Source organism: Neobacillus rhizosphaerae, from assembly GCF_050477885.1.
GTDB lineage: Bacteria > Bacillota > Bacilli > Bacillales > Cytobacillaceae > Neobacillus > Neobacillus rhizosphaerae_A.
Genome location: NZ_JBCNAC010000110.1, coordinates 52,493 through 66,938 on the forward strand (window position 1 = coordinate 52,493; position 14,446 = coordinate 66,938).

The 14,446-nt window shown below is 37.7% G+C and carries 14 protein-coding genes; 6 read left to right on the forward strand and 8 right to left on the reverse strand.

All coding sequences use genetic code 11. From position 1 onward, the window contains the following. Nucleotides 1–47: 47 nt before the first annotated feature. A complete protein-coding gene (locus ABES03_RS15210; RefSeq protein WP_430118160.1) occupies nucleotides 48–767 on the forward strand; it encodes a 3-ketoacyl-ACP reductase in 720 nt (239 codons plus the stop codon). A gap of 152 nt (nucleotides 768–919) precedes the next feature. On the opposite strand, the gene ABES03_RS15215 is transcribed toward ABES03_RS15210, so the two are convergent. Continuing rightward, the gene (locus ABES03_RS15215) at nucleotides 920–2,458 is read right to left on the reverse strand and encodes an ATP-binding protein (protein WP_430118161.1); all 1,539 of its coding nucleotides are present in this window, start codon (nucleotides 2,456–2,458) and stop codon (nucleotides 920–922) included. Nucleotides 2,459–2,656: 198 nt separating this feature from the next. Here ABES03_RS15215 and ABES03_RS15220 point away from each other — a divergent pair, with 198 nt between their 5' ends. Continuing rightward, nucleotides 2,657–3,040, forward strand: a complete 384-nt coding sequence (locus ABES03_RS15220) for a hypothetical protein (RefSeq protein ID WP_430118162.1) — start codon at nucleotides 2,657–2,659, stop codon at nucleotides 3,038–3,040. Between the two features lie 9 nt (nucleotides 3,041–3,049). Here the strand turns inward: ABES03_RS15220 and ABES03_RS15225 are convergent, their stop codons facing one another. Further along, nucleotides 3,050–3,556: a hypothetical protein gene (locus ABES03_RS15225; RefSeq protein WP_430118163.1), complete on the reverse strand. Its 507-nt coding sequence runs from the start codon at nucleotides 3,554–3,556 to the stop codon at nucleotides 3,050–3,052. A gap of 170 nt (nucleotides 3,557–3,726) precedes the next feature. Here ABES03_RS15225 and ABES03_RS15230 point away from each other — a divergent pair, with 170 nt between their 5' ends. Next, nucleotides 3,727–3,927 carry a hypothetical protein gene (locus tag ABES03_RS15230; RefSeq protein ID WP_430118164.1) on the forward strand — a complete coding sequence of 67 codons (201 nt, stop codon included), beginning with the start codon at nucleotides 3,727–3,729 and terminating at the stop codon, nucleotides 3,925–3,927. Nucleotides 3,928–3,930: 3 nt separating this feature from the next. After that, complete coding sequence (locus ABES03_RS15235) at nucleotides 3,931–4,227, forward strand: hypothetical protein (RefSeq protein ID WP_430118165.1); 297 nt, start codon at nucleotides 3,931–3,933, stop codon at nucleotides 4,225–4,227. A gap of 56 nt (nucleotides 4,228–4,283) precedes the next feature. Here the strand turns inward: ABES03_RS15235 and ABES03_RS15240 are convergent, their stop codons facing one another. Further along, on the reverse strand, nucleotides 4,284–4,532 hold the full coding sequence (locus ABES03_RS15240) for a hypothetical protein (protein WP_430118166.1): 249 nt from the start codon (nucleotides 4,530–4,532) through the stop codon (nucleotides 4,284–4,286). Nucleotides 4,533–4,807: 275 nt separating this feature from the next. Here ABES03_RS15240 and ABES03_RS15245 point away from each other — a divergent pair, with 275 nt between their 5' ends. Further along, entirely contained in the window at nucleotides 4,808–5,236 is a 429-nt protein-coding gene (locus ABES03_RS15245; protein ID WP_430118167.1) for a cell wall hydrolase, read from the forward strand. 490 nt (nucleotides 5,237–5,726) lie between these two features. Here the strand turns inward: ABES03_RS15245 and ABES03_RS15250 are convergent, their stop codons facing one another. Next, nucleotides 5,727–6,938 carry a GNAT family N-acetyltransferase gene (locus ABES03_RS15250; RefSeq protein WP_430118168.1) on the reverse strand — a complete coding sequence of 404 codons (1,212 nt, stop codon included), beginning with the start codon at nucleotides 6,936–6,938 and terminating at the stop codon, nucleotides 5,727–5,729. Nucleotides 6,939–7,050: 112 nt separating this feature from the next. Further along, nucleotides 7,051–7,695 (reverse strand): DNA-3-methyladenine glycosylase, encoded by a 645-nt coding sequence (locus ABES03_RS15255; protein ID WP_430118170.1) that lies wholly within the window; start codon nucleotides 7,693–7,695, stop codon nucleotides 7,051–7,053. Between the two features lie 185 nt (nucleotides 7,696–7,880). Here ABES03_RS15255 and ABES03_RS15260 point away from each other — a divergent pair, with 185 nt between their 5' ends. Beyond that, nucleotides 7,881–8,741: a peptidylprolyl isomerase gene (locus ABES03_RS15260; protein ID WP_430118172.1), complete on the forward strand. Its 861-nt coding sequence runs from the start codon at nucleotides 7,881–7,883 to the stop codon at nucleotides 8,739–8,741. 106 nt (nucleotides 8,742–8,847) lie between these two features. Here the strand turns inward: ABES03_RS15260 and ABES03_RS15265 are convergent, their stop codons facing one another. Genes ABES03_RS15265 through ABES03_RS15275 form a run of 3 tightly spaced genes read right to left on the reverse strand, consistent with a single transcriptional unit; the run spans nucleotide 8,848 to nucleotide 14,351 of the window. Continuing rightward, nucleotides 8,848–10,425, reverse strand: coding sequence for a SagB family peptide dehydrogenase (locus tag ABES03_RS15265; protein WP_430118174.1), 1,578 nt, complete (start codon nucleotides 10,423–10,425; stop codon nucleotides 8,848–8,850). Nucleotides 10,426–10,449: 24 nt separating this feature from the next. Then, a complete protein-coding gene (locus ABES03_RS15270) occupies nucleotides 10,450–12,390 on the reverse strand; it encodes a TOMM precursor leader peptide-binding protein (protein WP_430118176.1) in 1,941 nt (646 codons plus the stop codon). After that, nucleotides 12,390–14,351, reverse strand: coding sequence for a putative thiazole-containing bacteriocin maturation protein (locus ABES03_RS15275; protein WP_430118178.1), 1,962 nt, complete (start codon nucleotides 14,349–14,351; stop codon nucleotides 12,390–12,392). Before ABES03_RS15275 ends, ABES03_RS15270 begins: the two co-directional genes overlap by 1 nt. Nucleotides 14,352–14,446: the final 95 nt, after the last annotated feature.

The window sequence follows — 14,446 nt, forward strand, 5'->3', positions numbered from 1 at the left end:
TGTTAAAATGAACTACTTCAATTTGTAATTATTTTAGGAGTGATAAAATGATATCATTAAATGGAAAAACTGCCTTAGTTACGGGAGCAGGAAGAGGCATTGGGCGAGCTACTGCTATTGCGTTAGCGAAAGAAGGCGTAAATTTAGGACTAATCGGCTTAAATATGTCTAATCTTGAAAAGGTAGCAGCTGAACTAGCACAATATGATGTAAAGGTTTCTGCAGCAACAGCAGATGTTACCGATCTTGAATCCGTTACTCATGCTGTTGAACATATCAAATCAGACTTAGGAGCAATTGATATCCTAATCAACAATGCCGGCGTTGCAAAATTTGGTGGGTTCCTTGATTTAACACCTGAAGAATGGGAAAAAATCATCCAAGTTAATTTGATGGGTGTGTATAATGTAACAAGAGTAGTACTGCCTGGTATGATTGAAAGAAAATCAGGTGATATTATCAACATATCTTCATCTGCTGGCCAAAAAGGCGCGCCTGTTACAAGTGCTTACAGTGCTTCTAAATTCGCTGTTTTAGGACTTACAGAATCACTCATGCTTGAAGTAAGAAAACACAATATCCGTGTTACTGCTTTAACACCAAGTACGGTCGTAACAGATTTAGCCATTGATACAAATCTGGTTAAAGGTACTGAAGAAAACGTTATGCACCCAGAAGACCTTGCCGAATTAGTTGTGGCTAGTCTAAAACTTAATCCAAGAGTTTTCGTTAAAACAGCTGGACTTTGGTCGACAAATCCATCTTAAAACGAAGCAGACCGGCTGGGGTCTGCTTTTTTTGTTGGTCCAAAAACACTTTTATGTACCACTCTTCAAAACCTGTATATACAAGTATTCTCGCAATATAAGTGAAATAAATCTTTACTCAAGGATTTTTAAATGTTTGATATATCTTAGCATCAAATGTTTAAGGCTTCTTTTTTTGGTGTTTTATTAAATGTAATGATAAAAGTGGTTCCTTGCTGTAGTTTACTTTTAACATTAATCGTTCCCTTATGGTTCTGAATAATTTTATAGCTGACCATTAGGCCTAATCCATTTCCATATAGTTTTGTAGTGAAAAAAGGTTCTCCCAATCTCTTAACCTGTTCCTCCCCCATTCCCACCCCTTCATCCTTGATTTTTATTACAATATTATGAGCAGTGGATTCAATGGAAACATAGATTTTACCACCAGTGGGCATCGCCTCAATGGAATTTTTGATTAAATTTATGAAAACCTGTTTTAACTGATTTTTTTCCCCAGTAAAAACGATATCCTCTGAAGGAACTACATATTTTATTAGTACATTTTTCAGTAATGCTTCGGGCTCAAGAAAGGTAATCACACTGCTTAAAATATTTTTTAAATCGAATTCACTGAAATATACTGAATGAGGTTTAGCAAAAATCATAAATTCATTTACAATAAAACTTATTCTTTCTATTTCATCTAAAATCGTATCGACAAAGTATGGTCCTTTTTCAATTTCAGTAAGGAGTTGTACAAATCCACGAATGGTTGTTAATGGATTTCTTATCTCATGTGCAATGCCTGCAGCCAATTCACCAATCATAGATAACTTCTCGGTTTTACTTAGTGTTTCTTCCGTTGATTTCTTTTCAGTAATGTCATACTGTATACAAATATGTTGATACCTTTCTCCCTTTACATCAACAAATGGAACAATTGTTGTATCCAACCAGTACTTGGTTCCATCCTTCGATTTATTAAGAATTTCCCCTTTCCAAACCTCTCCACATTGAATTGTCTCCCATATATGATTAAAAAAAGCAGGGGGATGAAAATCAGAAAAGAAAATATCATGTTTTTTTCCTATTAGTTCTTCCCTTGTATACTTATATAAATCGCAAAACTTGTCATTAACATAAGAAATTCGATCGTCTCGATCGGTAATTGAAAAAATGGTAGCTTCATTTAGTGCTTTCTGCAGATCTGCGAGCTCTCTTAGAGTAATTATCAAATCTTGATTGGACTCATCTAATGCAAATTTGGTATATGATAACTCCTCATTGTAGCAATTTAGGAGAGTCTTAGAAATAATCTGGTACAAATATTCAAGTATTTTAATTGATTCAAAAAAAGTATCTATAGATATGCCTTTTTCTCGAAATTCCTGTTCTAGCAAGTCCATAATTGAGCAACGGGTTAGATAAACAAAATTGATAGATTTTTCAAGGGAAACCCGGGAATGGATTAATTTCCGCCCGAAATCTTCTACAAACGTAATAAGGGTATTTTTATTCCTATCACTACTGTTAATAAATAACTCTCCTACATATATAAATAAGGTTACTTCTGAAGTTTGGTTCGAGACCAGTTGTTTTTGTAGAATACTATATCCATACTTCTCATCAATCGAAGAGTTCGGAATCTTGAATATCCCACTAGATAATTTTTTAATCTTCTTACCAATATATTCAATTTCTTTGCTCATTTCATCCCTCTAAAATTATTATTTTGATTTCCAATATTCGACAAAACTCCTGTAATTTCCTTCCTCTTTACTATCTAAATAATAAAAATAAATCTGTCAGCTAGTAAAAATACCTTCCTTATCCTTTTATTAATAAGTCCTGTTTTTCTGCATAAAGTTATTAAAGGAACAAATCATCATCCACCAAGGGGGGAGTTTATGTTTAAATATTTTTCTTTTAGAAAAAAACAGAAAGAAAATAATATAAACTCTCTTATAGTTTCAAAATTAGATCAAATTATTGAGCTTCTGGAAAAACAACAAAAGGATAACAATGGAGGGAAAAATTTTCACTTTGAACATGTACAAATTGATTATCTAGAAAACATTGTCTTCCGATTAGACAATATTGATATTGACGAGTTAAGTGGAAAATTAATTATTGGAAATAATATTACGAGTAAAAAGGATTGTGCCACAGGAATTGACCTAAATATAAATAAGAAGAAGGCTAAAAGCGAAGCTATGTCTGAAACGATCCCACCTAATCAAGAAAGGATGGAAAAAACTTCAAAGGGGTATCGTTTTCGAAATAAATTCTAAATAGAATGGTTATTTCTTTTCAATATGAGCAATTTTAATGTCTTGATCCTCAATAATTGCATCAATCTGATCTTGGTCATTATTAATATTTAGATTATTTAATAACCTATTTTTGTTTCCGTAAATGTGGCCTTGAGAATAATTTACCTTTTCATTGGCGTCCATCCCAGTTACATGACCTTCCCCTACAAATACTGTACTATCTGACATCGCATTGACCTGTAAATTATTGAGTGAGAGGTTAGAAGTATGATTTTCATCACAACCATTCTCAAAAGAAATATTAATATCACGATCATCAATAGGTGTATCAATAAAATCAGGATCACTTAAAATAGAAATATTGTTAAAAAGAAGATTAGATTGACCGCTTATACTTCCAATCACACTATTATCTTTTCCGTGTGCACTCCAACCGATTGCATTATTACTTTCCCCTATAAAGATACCAGACTGTCTTTGCATGGTCTGAACCTTAATATCCCCTATAAAATTAAATTGTGAAGATTTTAACATTTTCTATCCACCACATTTTATATATTTATTTAAACCGAAATTCTCATCAATCAATGTACCTTATGTTTGGAAAAATAGTATGGTGACATTCCCCTAGCGACCTATGAATATTCGTGTCAATCGCCCACTTCTTGAATACACTAATTTTGAAAGGAAAGGAGAAATTGCAAATGATCGAAATTACATTCGGGGATATATCAGTAGCAAACATTAAAACCTCTTCCGGTATTTTCATTGGTAAAAAAAACACACATAAAAATTTCCGAAACATAAGGATTATAAACGAGGGTGTTGGATCCTTGTCTGGAAATGAAAATAAACTAAGTAATAATCACTGGGTAAAGAACAAAGTTAAACGGGATGGTGAATAATTAATGTCTAGTCCAATTTTATCGCCCACCTTTCACATCGGTACGATAAGAATCGGTAGTATCGAAGGAGCTTCTTGCTTTAGTATTGGGAACAACTTTATTGAGGACTTTAAAAACAGCAAAAAACATAACCAAGGCTTAGGCAATATTCATGGTGATCGAAACAACTTTGACCATACTCGTTCTTGGTTAACAAATTACGAACATGACTTAAAAAAAAGAAATAAAATGGAGAAGAAAAAAAGACAAGAAGAAAAATATAATGCAATGGGCAAAAGTAAACAACAAACCCAAGTTTGAAAAGGGTTTGTTGTTTTATTTTCAAACAAGATTCAGATATGACACAAATCTTCTCCCTAAAAGTTTCCACCAACACTTGGTTTGTAATCTTGGTCAAAGATAACCCCATCCATAAACTCAAAGCTATCTGCATTATTTGATATATTCCCTGATATTACATTAAGATAACCATAAATACCCCCAAACCCTAAATTATACTTTCTGTTTGCATCCATTCCAGTAACTACAGATTCACCGACAAAAACTGCAGAACTTGTTTGAGGGGAATTTATATTCATAATTCCTAAATTAATAACCGATGGCACTTCATTTCCCCCTTTTCCTTTCTCTTTCCGTTACTGTACCATCTTATGTTTTCATAATTATTTCTGTGAGGAAATAACTGAATTGTCCATATTTGTATCATCCCCCAAAATAATTTTTAATTTATATCAAATAATTCAGGCTTTTCATCCACTCTATATTTTATTATTCTATTATTTTGAGACATGCACGAAAATTCTACCTATTCATAGTGTGTCTAAAAGGATGCTATGCAAGCCACAGTAGAGTGGGCATTTAAAAAATGGGGTGAAACGCAATGCCGGTTGTAAAAGCGAGAAGTTCGGATATAGATCTTTTAGCGAGGTTACTTCGAGCAGAAGCTGAAGGAGAAGGAGAAAGGGGTATGCAGCTTGTTGGGAATGTTGGGATTAATCGAATACGAGCAAATTGTTCAGACTTTAAAGGACTTCGAACGATTCCACAAATGATTTATCAGCCTCATGCCTTCGAAGCTGTTCAACATGGCTATTTTTATCAAAGAGCTAGAGAACGAGAAAAACGTTTAGCTCGTCGTGCAGTTGACGGAGAGAGGTTTTGGCCAGCGAAATTTAGTTTGTGGTATTTTAAGCCACCAGGTGATTGCCCTTCAACTTGGTATAATCAACCTTTTGTAGGGAAGCTCAAAAATCACTGTTTCTATCAACCTAAAGCAGAGGATTGTGCAAATGTTTATAATACTTTTTAAAAAAATCCCCATTTAAGATTAAAATACAAAAAAATACACCCTCTTTGATTGAGAGGTGCATTTTTTTTGAAATGATCTTTTACCCTAAATTATATCTTTAATCGATTATTAAAATGAATAAGTCTATCTAATTCTGCAACCATTCTACAACACTGTAAATAATCCTTTTTACGGCGTTTTTCGACTTTCATTCTCACTGAATGATGTCTTCTGTATTCTTCATATCCTACACCATGAGCACTACGCATCGCTTTTTCCATTTCGCTCGTATAACTTAATTGTAAATGATTAATACCCAATCATTCCTTTCAGTTCTTTTTACTTGGCGAATTGTTCTTTAACGTAGTTTTTATCTTATCACCGAATTCTAGGGAACACAAAGTCGAAAAAACGTTGTAATTTGCTGTAATAGGGAATGTCATCCGCTCACAGGAAGATATCACTGCCATTCTTAGTTTTATATCCATATCCTTCCAAATAATGCGTTTTTCTAAAAATAATCCGAAAAATAAGGTATTTGTCTTTCAATTAAATTTTCTAATATTTCAACTGTTTGTTGATTACCTGCAAGCCGACCAATAACAGCCAAATAAGACGGCCTCTTGTAACCAAGCAACATGGTTGTAAGTGTCCGAATGTCCAATGAAAAATCAGGTGAACCTTCACTTTCGGTTAGCTTTCCTTGACCTTTGTCAGTTACATGAAGTGTAAATATCCCCTGATTCCATTCCAAAATTGGATCATTAAGCATAAACGTCAATCGGAGGTCTGTACTCACTGCCCTAAAAGGATATTGAGAAATAAATTGTTTAACATCCACAATACGCGCCATGTAATAAGGAGTAATTGTTTCTTTGATATCCCCATCCTCCAGCCAAAAGGCTAATGGGTCATTCGTAAAGGTGTTTCCTTCAACTTTTGACACCATTGAAAAATGAGCACTTATAAAATTCCAGAGCCCGTTTCTCGCCTCTTGATGAATATATACCATTTCTTTTACATGTAGCACATCTTTCGAAATCCAATATAGTAGGTAACCCTGTGGTTGGTGCGAGCGATCATAATAAACAGCTGCCGTTAGATCATCCAAATCCCATCTCCAGTATTCATCCCAAGCCAATTCATTTCGAATCATAGCGGCATGACGCATACTAGAAAAATTCCTGTAAACCGTACGAATGTCTGGATGCTCTGTATTTAATCTCTCCACATAACCAGTAACCTTTTTCACCTTTGGCAATTGATTGTCTCTGATTTCAAAGGTCATCTTATCTGAAATAATCTCCCATCCTTTTCTCCGATAAAAAGGAATCGAATAAGGAAATAAATAAGAAATGGATTGCTTTCTTTGCTGCATATCTGCAAGTGCCTGCCTCATCAAATTATTCATGAGTCCCAAATTGGCATATTCGGGATAGGTACCAACACCTGTCAGCCCTCCCATCTCAAATGTTCTCCCAAAAATATTCACTTGAAATGGATATACTGCTAGTTGCGAAATCAGCTTTTCACCATCAAACCACCCCAATACGTCAGCCTTTTCCAAAACTGGAAGTTTAGCTAATGCGATTTCTCGTTCCTCCCATCCAACCATTTGTAGGTCTTTTTTCGTAACTTGGAATACATATCGCAATAACTCATTAAACTGTTGAAAATGGCTGGTTTCCACTTTCCCCATTCTGAGTCTATCCAATCGACTCATACTATTCCCTCCAAAGTTGTGCAGCTTCATTTATCTTAAGGGTACCCTCGTTCTCCTTCATCTTTTTATTTTGGGCATGTATTAGGTATTTATGTGCAATTAGCTTGTCTAATTAATCGCTATCTTGTTGTTTTAGAAGTACATATTCTGACTTTTGATGCCTTGAAACATATTTATTATTAGTAACCCAAAAGCGCCATGGAAAGTCACGCGCTTCACCCGCGTTGTCAATTCCAATCCTTTTTCCGACTGATATGCTTTCGGGACAAAAACCCTTGGCAATATATAAGGGAAGAGCTGTAAGTGGACGGCCATAGTCCTCTTTCGTAATCCCCAATGATTTCGTCAGTTTGCCAGGTCCATTGGTTAAACTCGTCAGTTCTTCCATTCCTCTTCTACTTTTCATTAGCCCAACGCCGTACCAAGGTTCCACGGCGCGAATCAAAACGGCTTCAGGTTTTCCCTCACCACCGCTGGTCACATTGAATAGGCAGTGTGTATGCATCATATAAATGTAGGCAAGGCCGGAACGTTGAAACATGACCTCTGTTCTTGCTGTCCTCCTGTTTTGATAGCTGTGTGCTGCCCTGTCACTTGGACCGATGTAAGCCTCTGTTTCAACAATATATCCTGCCGCCATTCCTTCATTCGTTTCTTTTACAAGAAGGCACCCTAGCAAAGCCTTTGCCAGTTCAAGAGTGGGCTTTTCAAAAAATCCCTGAGATATAGGAACGATTTCTTTATTAAATTCCTCCATTTTTATGCCTCCATTATATTTTAATGATTTTTCCTATGTAAAAGTTTAATCCTCTTAGATGTTATTGAGAAAAATTGGAATTTGTTTTGTTTAGTGTTTATTCATAGCTTGTTCATTGTTTATTCATAATCATTATGTATTATAGTTTTTACCTTCGGTAGAATATTATTTTTAGGAGTGTAAAAATGAAAAAATTGATTCTTTCAGGACTTATTATAAGTGCATTAGGATTGTCTGCATGTAGTAGTAGTGGTAGTTCATTAGTAAAGTCCGATGCAGGAAACATCACACAGGATGAACTTTATCAGGCTATGAAAACCAAGTATGGAGCCCAAACACTTCAACAACTTCTTGTGGAAAAAGTCCTTTCAAAGGAATATAGTGTTTCAAAATCAGAAATCGATACAGAAGTACAAAAATCAAAGAAGCAACTAGGTGATCAATTTCTCACCACCCTACAGCAATATGGTTATAAAAGCGAGGATGACTTCCGAAAAAGTGTAAAACTAAATCTGTTAGAGAAAAAAGCGGTGCATAAAACGGTCAAGGTGACAGATAAAGATTTGCAAGATGCCTACGCCGCCTATAAGCCAGATATTCAAGCTCGTCATATTTTAGTTGCCGATGAAAAAACAGCAAATGAGATTGAAGCCAAACTTAAAAAAGGTGAAAAGTTTGAGGCTTTAGCGAAACAATCTTCCACAGATACCGAGAGTGCTAAAAAAGGTGGAGATCTCGGATGGTTTGGCTCTGGTATAATGGATCCAGATTTCGAAAAAGCAGCTTTTGCCTTAAAACAAAACGAAATCAGCGCTCCAGTCAAAACGCAATTTGGCTATCACATCATTCAAGTGACAGGAATAAAAGAAAAACAACCATTTGATAAGATGAAAGATACTCTCACGGATCAATTGAAAGACTCGAAGGTAACGCAGGATATGATTCTCAAAGTATTAAAAGACGAGTTTAAAAAGGCAGATATAAAAATCTCTGATAAAGATTTGAAGAGTGCTGCGGAATTTTCTACACCAACAGCAAGTTCATAATGATCTAATATACACAAAGAAGGCAACGACCAAACTGTCAGTTGCCTTCTTTTAATAGGAGGGCCAACTAGTTTAACGCCCTACTTCGCTTTTTCTCCTGACTATCCTAGCTATGCAAACTTCCTTTTAACCAGACGCGGGGACGGTATGGACCTACAGGGATTTGTATGAGGCATGTTTTTTCTTTCGAATTGACTCCGTAAAGGTCATCACTTTGGTTCGAGTCGAATCCTAATAGTGGGTGTCCTCCCATCTCTAGCGCACACGCTGTCAAGAGCAGCCTTTGCACGAGTATACCAGCTTCCATCTGTTGAATTCTGTATCCTCTATAGCCCAGTTCCTTTTTGAGGTGATCCTTGTCTCCAACAACATGCAGACAGAGCGGAACCTGAAACAGGTTTACATTAGGCACTGTTAAACAATTTTGCATATACTCCCGTAAATCACCCTTAGCTATTCTCCCAAGTGCATGAGCATTCTTGTCATAGACATAAGCACCATCCTGAACACCTTCCACGTTATAAAAAGTGCCATACAAATTTAAACCAGTCTCAAGCTTCCCCTGTTTATTGTAAAGGTCTTTTTGATATGAAAATGAAAAAGTCTCATGTAACAACGTGGATACTTTTGTTTGACTGATTTTCCCTATCATAAAATCAATATCTGGAGAGTGCCGCTCTCTGCAAACGGATGCCAGATCGTATGAAATGGCCTCCGGAAATGGCAGTATGGTTAACTCTGTACCTAATGCATAGTTAATAGAATCATCTTGTTTTATGTTCACAAATGAATGTGTTGATTCGAACATCGAGGCTTTATTGATCTCTTTCAGCTCTGGGTAATCAATGACTCTCTTTGAACGGTTATATGTTACATGCTTGAGCAATGGAACTTCCCGAGACAATTCCGTTGCAGAAATAGAAATATTATTTTCTATATTAAATTGGTCGACATTATAAATAGATAATGGGATCACAGCATATACATTTTCATCTTGTTCAGATAGCCCAAGCAAATGATTGATAGAACGATCTAGAAATTGGTAACATACCCGTGTTGAGAACCCCATTCTACCCGCCACTTCTAACGATTGCCCAATTAGCACGCCTGTATCTAACCCTTGTAACCTGTAAGAGAAGTTATTGTATTTATAAAAATTTTTTCCAAAAACCGTCGATACAAAAACAGTGCAAAAACAATCTGAAAGATTATAACGATTTCCAAGACTTCTGGATAGGTAGGAATCATAGTTGCCTTCACGCAGCAATAAAAGGCGATGGTGTGCAACATCGTAGTGGTATACTCCCTCTGGTACACCCTCCAATTTTAAGTACACATATAATTCATTGGGATACAACGCTCCGCCAGAGGGAACAAATCTACGAAACAACTGGGCATAGCTTACAGCAGCTTTTTCCTCGTTGCCTTCAATGAAAGCAGCTTGAGAGTATCGAGTAAGACCATATACATACCATAAGTAATGACCAATCTCCTCCAAGCTGGGTATTGAATTAGCTTCTCTTCCTTTGAGAGTTAACGGTACATCTGCGGTAAGTGGAATCTCTGGTAAGCCACGGTACAGTTTATAGGGAAGTGGTGCGTCTTCCCAATCCGGTTGCCAATCCGGCGGAAGAAGTTTATCAGTGTCAAAATGCAGATTGTATAGGAATGTATCTAGTTCCAACCTGAAACCCTCCTACTCTTGCAGTTATGGAAAAGGATGGGGATATGGATTCAACTGTTCATATGTTAACGGGTGCTTTTTAAACCCGAGTTTCACAGGTACGTTGAGTACCCGTTCAAGACCTTGTATACGTGTAAGGTGATGCCCAAATGTCATTGGCAGCATGCCAGGAATCAATACCTTTACACAAAATAAACCGTTTCGTTTGGTTATTGGTGTTGTTTGGTCAACCACAATGACTTCTAAGTCTAGCATTCGGAACCTATTTAGAATATCCTCAACATCATCCTTCAAATTAGCAGTCACAGGTGGGCATTTAAATTCCTCTGCAAATGTACGTAAAGGGCGATTTTCATCTAATAGAAAGCTCAAGTTCTCCTCTGCTTCTCTTAGTCCGTAAAGCATGCCATGGTCCTCCATAGTACGTACTGCAAAGGGATCCTGTAACATCGCTTCATATTTCGGTCGATTTTTCTCCAAGATTTCATCATGCCTAAACATCATTCCTGCAAGCTCGTAAATCGCACTTTTTACTGCATTTACTGGATCAGGATTCGCTGCGGCTGCACAAATGAGGTTTGCTCCCTTGGATCTTCTGTTTTTGGCCACTGCCCAAACGCTTGGAATCTCATGTTCCATCGTCGAATTGTAAAAATGCAGGTCATAACCAGCCACTTCACGAATTCGGCTCACCATCAGCTGCAATTCTTTGTCGTTCGCAGAACTAAGGTCAAGTCGGGGAAGGGGGAGTTGTGCATACCAGGTTAATAAGAATGAGTCTCGCTCGACTACTTCCATAATGCCATGGAAAATGGCCTCCTCTAAACTTCCTCCTAATGCACAACCGTTTGAGGTCTCATAAACAAAACCTTCTCCATATCCCAAACTGTAATAGGCCAGTAACTCCGGAACCAGAATAGGGCGTTCTTGTAAAAATGAATATCCCCAAACCCAATTCATTGGTTTATCAGGGTGAAATGGTTTAAATGGAAAATGGGGCCGTGCATACTGTTCCTTCTCATGCAAACCTACCTTTGCAGGATTTAGTGCTTTTTCCGCTAAATTGTAATAACTATCACGAACTACCTTCCTTTTGCCGCGAGGTTCGATTCCGCAATATCTCTCCAAACCCTCTAAAATGGCAGTTAGCTCACTCATTTCATAAGAATTAGTCCTACCTGCTACTCCCTCGTCCCCATCAAACAACGGCATGTTCACTAAAACATCGGCGAACGGCAGGTTAATATCTTGCATTTTCCCATTCATGATTCCAGTGCGAAAATCCAGATAATCTTTGACTAGCACGTTTTTTAATTCATCCATCGAACGACATCGGTAACCAGTGGGGTTCAATTTAGGACTTGGCTCTAACTTAATGTGCGCCAATTCAGATGTGTCTTTAGGTATTGGACTGCACATAGGGCATAACGAATTTGGCAAGAAAAAGTGGTTCGAGATCGTTAACGATTTCAGATTTGTAATAAACACCCGTTCTTCTAAGCTGCTTTGTTCTCCTTGAAGAATCTTTTTCACTTCGTTGCTAATTAAGATCGCCATTTGCGATAATCCGGTTCGTGATGCCCATGGATCACGCAGTAAATCTTCTCCTGTTGCCACTTTCACCCGAAGCCCCCACATTTCTTGGCGGTCAGGTCCAGCTAACATAAGTCGTAAGTCAGCACAGTGAGAACATCCCGGTACACCAGGGCGTACAAATGGACCAATGATTCCCTCACCAAACGAAACGAAACCTCGAAACCATGGAATAGCTAAAGCCCTTAGCCTCTCTTCCGCTTTTTGATGAACGGATGGTTTCCAGGTATCATGCAGCACAAGAACTAATTCTGTATTTTCGGGAACCTCTTCAAGAATGCTTTGGCGCCAAACTAGATAGTTTGGGGACAATTGATCATAGACATAATCCGCTAATACCCCCTCACCATCTATAAGTATATGAGCAGCCATTAGGATCCCCCCTCTTTTACCTGAACACCAAACACCCCTGCCAGCTCTTGTTTTAAAAATGGCTCAAAGGTAAGGTCATAGATTACTAGCCGATTGCGGTTCCGGTTCAATACCTGAATAGACGATTGTAATAGCTCCCGAGACCTAATTTCATCACAAGATGGGATATCCAGTTTGCTTTCGTTTTTTTCCAGAAAAACAATAGACTCCATCTCTTGCTTTACTGTGGAATTTACTTGGTTTTGAGCATCCAAAAGCGCTTGTTCCAATGCATTACGTAATGACAATGTGGTATTTAGACCTACGCTAGTGTACCAACGGCCCTTCGACCTTACCCCTACCACAGGGAAGCCTAGTACATCCTCTTTTATACCAATTATTGGAGCACCATTTAAGGTAGTCAAGGCATTAAAATAAAATCTGCATCTCTTATCCTCTATGGCTCCCACCTTCATTCGATAAATCCTACTCTGCTGATTGACCTTTCTCTTTTTCAATTCTTCACCTAAATAGACTTGAAGTCCTCTACAAACAGCCTCTGCAATTGTTTCTCCAGAACCGATGCCAATAAATCCCTCAGGTATTTTCGCACCTACCTTATTTTTCTGATGATTGTTTCCTAAAACGGACAAATTTATCATTTGTGAAACATACATTTCAATGCCTGTTAGCCCTGCCTCTTTTTTTGCTTCCTCATGTGTTAGTCCTGCACAGACAACTTCAGGAAGCAGCTCTGCCGGTCCCTCTGAAAAAGGGTCAACTGCTTGAACGTAGCACTGTGCAATTGGAAGTTGGGGTAAATTTCGTTCCTCCCAGGTATGGAAAATTCCTATTTCTTCTGACGTTAATCGACTGAAATACTCTAAGAGGTTACTCGTTGGTTCATTTCTGTCCGTTTCCTCTTTGAGGCGTAAATCAAAATCTTCCACCAGTCTTGGAGTATCACATTTAGACGTACCCAATGGATGTGGGATGAAGTAAAGCCAGTCTCCTTCGAGGGTTTCAAGATCAAGCCTGTAAATTTGATGACTCTCATTGGAATCTGCAATCCCGGTAGCCCTTTTGAAAAATTCGAATACTGAAACATTTGCCAGAATCGATCCCGCTGTTGAAGAGAAGGATTGAGGCGGCCGATCTTTTTTTAGTGCAGATTGATGGATTCTGCGCCATGCGGACTCCCAGCATCCATCTGTATCCGGTTGATCGAATGGACCAGAAAGCCCCACCTGGTCTAAATAGATGGCTGGCATAAATGCCTTCTTTTCTTCTTTGCAAACCAGATTAAGATCCCTTAACTCATTTATATTGCCATCCTGCGAGACGTATAGAATCCAATCATAGGGCTGAACTGCTTCTCTCCAGAAACTGCTTCCTGCTTCTTTATGAAAGGGTACATTCTTTATCTCGACTTCAGAATCGGTCTTACGGGCATTTTGCACCAGTTCATTTTGCCTCTGCCAATTGGTAGGAACAGAATCTGTGACCAAGACATTTAATTTGGGCAAACCTGATTCGATTAACGATGAAACCAATGAACCCAGAAAGTGGCCAGAGCCAACAACCAGAACTTTCGCCTGACGGTATTCTTGAAAATGGTAAGCACCAGACCCCATAATATTATCAATAAATTCGATTTGTGATGCATACTTTTCAAGAAGGTTTCGATTCAATTGATGGGGTTTATCTTTCCTTAGATCGCGTACAAAACCGTTGTTGTGCAACGTTTCTCCTATTTCGTATACCCTGTCCCGATAAGGGGTAGTTAATCCCATTGTTAATTCTCCCATTGTATGCTCCCCATTGAACATTGGAAGCAATTTTTCAATCCACTGATAGATTGTATTACCTTCCATTCGGAATGAGCTTAAGTTGTTTCTTAAATACACACCGCCATGTGGATCTGGTAGAAAGAAAGTATCCCTTTTGACCTTGAGACGTGAGGACGAGTCCAGTTTTGTCATTCAGCCCCTCCTTATTCATAATCGTACTAATTATGCACTATCAGTTTATGTACGATTTTTTGTCCAATATGATAAGAAAAGCGGAAGCTCCTAGC

Bases quoted from the DNA above. Each gene is read 5' to 3' on its own strand.
- ABES03_RS15210 (WP_430118160.1), top strand. From the start codon at position 48: ATGATATCATTAAATGGAAAAACTGCCTTAGTTACGGGAGCAGGAAGA.
- ABES03_RS15215 (WP_430118161.1), bottom strand. From the start codon at position 2,458: ATGAGCAAAGAAATTGAATATATTGGTAAGAAGATTAAAAAATTATCT.
- ABES03_RS15220 (WP_430118162.1), top strand. From the start codon at position 2,657: ATGTTTAAATATTTTTCTTTTAGAAAAAAACAGAAAGAAAATAATATA.
- ABES03_RS15225 (WP_430118163.1), bottom strand. From the start codon at position 3,556: ATGTTAAAATCTTCACAATTTAATTTTATAGGGGATATTAAGGTTCAG.
- ABES03_RS15230 (WP_430118164.1), top strand. From the start codon at position 3,727: ATGATCGAAATTACATTCGGGGATATATCAGTAGCAAACATTAAAACC.
- ABES03_RS15235 (WP_430118165.1), top strand. From the start codon at position 3,931: ATGTCTAGTCCAATTTTATCGCCCACCTTTCACATCGGTACGATAAGA.
- ABES03_RS15245 (WP_430118167.1), top strand. From the start codon at position 4,808: ATGCCGGTTGTAAAAGCGAGAAGTTCGGATATAGATCTTTTAGCGAGG.
- ABES03_RS15250 (WP_430118168.1), bottom strand. From the start codon at position 6,938: ATGAGTCGATTGGATAGACTCAGAATGGGGAAAGTGGAAACCAGCCAT.
- ABES03_RS15255 (WP_430118170.1), bottom strand. From the start codon at position 7,695: ATGGAGGAATTTAATAAAGAAATCGTTCCTATATCTCAGGGATTTTTT.
- ABES03_RS15260 (WP_430118172.1), top strand. From the start codon at position 7,881: ATGAAAAAATTGATTCTTTCAGGACTTATTATAAGTGCATTAGGATTG.
- ABES03_RS15270 (WP_430118176.1), bottom strand. From the start codon at position 12,390: ATGGCTGCTCATATACTTATAGATGGTGAGGGGGTATTAGCGGATTAT.
- ABES03_RS15275 (WP_430118178.1), bottom strand. From the start codon at position 14,351: ATGACAAAACTGGACTCGTCCTCACGTCTCAAGGTCAAAAGGGATACT.